General features: G+C 54.7%; 2 protein-coding genes. Both read left to right on the forward strand.

Translation table 11 applies throughout. From position 1 onward, the window contains the following. Window positions 1–939: response regulator (locus RMSM_RS40490; protein ID WP_008689959.1), on the forward strand; the 939-nt coding region annotated here is incomplete at its 5' end. 391 nt (window positions 940–1,330) lie between these two features. Next, window positions 1,331–2,638 carry a hypothetical protein gene (locus tag RMSM_RS00550; RefSeq protein ID WP_008689961.1) on the forward strand — a complete coding sequence of 436 codons (1,308 nt, stop codon included), beginning with the start codon at window positions 1,331–1,333 and terminating at the stop codon, window positions 2,636–2,638. The last annotated feature ends 47 nt before the right edge of the window (window positions 2,639–2,685 follow it).

Below are 2,685 nucleotides of genomic sequence, written 5' to 3' on the forward strand. Positions count from 1 at the left end.
ATGGGCATCGCAAGTCCGAAACCCGAGGAACCTGCGATCGAACCCGAGGTCCCGAAAACCCCGCCACGAAAAATCTTGCTCGTCGAAGACGGGGCGATCAACCAACGCGTCGCGTTGGGTTTTCTGAAGAAATGGAATCACGAGGTCGAGTTGGCGGTCAATGGTCGCGAAGCGGTTGAAGCGACCAAGCAGCAATCGTTTGATGTGATTTTGATGGATATCCAAATGCCCGAGATGAACGGACTCGAAGCAACCGCAGCGATTCGCAAGTCAGAGGAGGGCACGAACCAACACCAATACATCGTCGCGATGACGGCCGAAGCGATGAAGGGAGACCGCGAGAAATGCTTAAACGCAGGCATGGACGATTACATCTCGAAACCCTTCAATCCCGACGAATTGCAGGATGTGATCGCCAGAGCCACCGAGCACATCGCGCCGGATGCTACTGACAACGCACCTGAGGACGCCGCCGACGCCGCACCTGCGGACCGCACGGCGGATGAACCTGAATCGACCGCCGCTGCCACAACCGAAGACGGAGAAACGGAACCCGAACGCCAGACCGAACCGATGCTTGATTGGGACCACGCAGTCCGACAAATGGGCGGCGACGAGAACTTGGCGCTCGAAGTCCTGAGGACGTTCCAGGACGAGGTGCCTGTGTTGCTGAAACAGATGCGATCTGCAATCGAGGCCAAGGACCCCACCACGCTTTGCCGAAGCGCCCATACGTTGAAGGGATCATCCCGTTTCTTTGGCCTCAGCGAGATCATTGAAATTTGCACCAACATCGAAGCGAGCGGGCAAGCGATGGAGATCGCCGCCGCCGAAGAGGCCGTCGATCAATTGGGAAAGACCTGTGATCGCTTGCTCGCAGAAATCGCCAATCGACTTGCATCCAATGCGGCGGAGTCGGATAAAGCCGATCCATCATAATCGCAATTTGCTCAGCAAAACCTGCTCTAGGCTCTGACTGAAACCGGCTCAAAGTCGCCTTTCGCTCCGCGAAAGTTGTGGAAAAAAGCCGCTCTCGCGAAGCGAGAATCCGCTTTTCAGACCGCCCCTAGGGAACCATGGCAATCAAACCGGCCACTTGACGCGGTGTGACAATGGTCCGTGACTGAGAAAATGCCTACCGCCCCTACTTTGCTGGAAAACGCTGTCAGCGATGCACTGATGGAATCGGAAGACGCTGATGGTCAGCAGATTGGCTGTGACTGATGCGCCCGCTACTCATTGAGAACATGTGATCAAAAAGCGATTATGATCTAGGGAAACGATGATGATCCCATGTTCGCCCCGATGGTCCTGAGAAAGCAAAACAAAAATGGAGGAACCCGAGTCAACCTGGACCTTTATTCCAGCTGCTGATTTTACGGTTCCTATTCCACCGGCAACCGATGCGGCTCGCGGTACCCTGCGACGCACATGGCAGCTGCTCTATAGTGCAATGCGGCGATCGAATCCTCAGGCGTCCAGCACTTCAACCGATTGGGATTGCCCTGCCAACAGTCTGCTGCAAACGGTGTCTCCCACGCCCGATTGGATGCACGTCGCGGATGCGTTCACCGCCGCGATCGGTCGTACCTGGTTCGATCTCGCGTCCTCGACGCACCCTATTCACACTGTCATTGGCCCCCCGGGATGCGATCTGTCAAAGATGCTTTTGCGGTTGGCTCAGCAACATCAACTCCGCACGTTGACCGCTCCCGCACCAGAGTCTTTGCTCGAACCGCTAACCGACGACCTCTTCTGTGCAGATACCGAGGATGTATCCGAACAAGAAATCCTGGTTGTTCCTCAGCTAGAACGTTGGTACCTGCGACACGAGGACGGACTGCACCGACTGCGTGCATTGCTCGAGCATTTGACGTCTACCCGCAGTCGCGTGCTAATTGGTTGCGACAGCTGGGCATGGGCGTTCCTTCAACACGCAGTGGGGATTGAAGACCGAATCGGCTCGCCTCTGACGTTGTCCCCCTTGGACGCAAAACGATTGACGCATTGGTTTCGCAGGACCCTGCCGCTTGACCAATACGAGTTTATGCATCCTGGTAATAACCCCGTTTTTCCGACACGGGATGACACGAAACAAGGAAACGGCTGCGACAAAGATCCACAGACAAACGAAACATCCGATTTTTTCACGAGTTTGTCGGTCAAGTCGCGTGGCAATCCTGGTGTGGCTCAAGCGATTTGGAATACCTTGTTGCGTACGCGGAACGCGAAAAACGATATGTCGCCGTCGACCAGCCACCCTGAAAAAACGTCGCTTTGGGTCGTCTCGCCTGATGAACTTGCAACACCGCAATTGCCACTGAACAACGATCGCGTGCACCGTTTCATTGTGCATGCGATCCTGCTGCACGGTGGTCTGTCGCGTCGATCGCTTGCCACCGTTTTACCGTTCTCACCCGATGAAATCCATCGCCGCGTGAGTGAATTATGCCGAGCACATATCCTGGTCGAACAAAACGATGAACTGCAAGTGAATTTGATCGCATACCCAATCGTCCGACGGGAACTGCAAAGCGAAGGATTTCTGACAGATGTCGTTTTAATTTTCCCCGGTTGGCTTTCGATTAGGAAATCACCATCATGCCTGACCCCCAATCCTCGCAACAAGAAGAGGTGACACGCATTCTACGCGAATGGAGTGACATCCATTTGATCGAGGCAATC

Origin of the sequence: Rhodopirellula maiorica SM1, assembly GCF_000346295.1 — a bacterium.
GTDB classification, from domain to species: Bacteria; Planctomycetota; Planctomycetia; order Pirellulales; family Pirellulaceae; genus Novipirellula; species Novipirellula maiorica.

Coding starts and splice junctions, on each gene's coding strand:
- RMSM_RS00550 (WP_008689961.1), top strand. CDS start 1,331: ATGGAGGAACCCGAGTCAACCTGGACCTTTATTCCAGCTGCTGATTTT.